This is a genomic window from Vibrio sp. Y176 (assembly GCF_033438945.1).
In genome coordinates, this window is sequence record NZ_JAWOQS010000803.1 from 1 (window position 1) to 603 (window position 603).

At 45.9% G+C, this 603-nt stretch carries 1 protein-coding gene; it reads left to right on the forward strand.

The window, feature by feature from the left end; translation table 11 throughout:
* Window positions 1-76 precede the first annotated feature (76 nt).
* The coding region (locus R7O13_RS28745) for a TVP38/TMEM64 family protein (RefSeq protein ID WP_318305446.1) at window positions 77-603 on the forward strand (527 nt) is incomplete at its 3' end.

Below are 603 nucleotides of genomic sequence, written 5' to 3' on the forward strand. Positions count from 1 at the left end.
TGTGTAGCTAGGTCTATGTAACTACGTCTTTGTAGCTATATCTTTTTAATTATTAGGTTTAAGTGAAGTTGAACTTATGAAATTCGTAAAAATCGCTCTTATCGTCGCTGTTGTAGCTATTGCTCTGTTCGCGGCTAAACAAACTGTCATCCTTGAGATCATCACAGACATCAAGAGCCTACAAGATTGGATCGCCAGCTTTGGTGTGTGGTGCTACGCCGTATTCGTAGCAGCATTCGTGTTTGCGTGTGTTTTCCTACTACCAGGCAGCGCGTTTACCATCGTAGCGGGTATCGTATTTGGTCCTATCAAAGGTGGCGTATTGGCGCTGTTTTCTGCAACGCTTGGTGCGGTGGCGGCATTCATCGTGGCACGTTTCCTACTGCGCAGCACCATCATGAAAAAGTTTGGCGATTACCCAATCTTCAAGAAAATAGATGACGGTGTAGCAGCAAATGGTACAAGCTTCTTAATTCTGACTCGTCTTGTCCCTGTATTCCCTTTCAGCCTACAGAACTACGCTTACGGTCTAACCAGCCTAAACCTAGGCACTTACGCACTGGTTTCTCTACTGACAATGGCGCCAGGCGCATTCATCTTCGC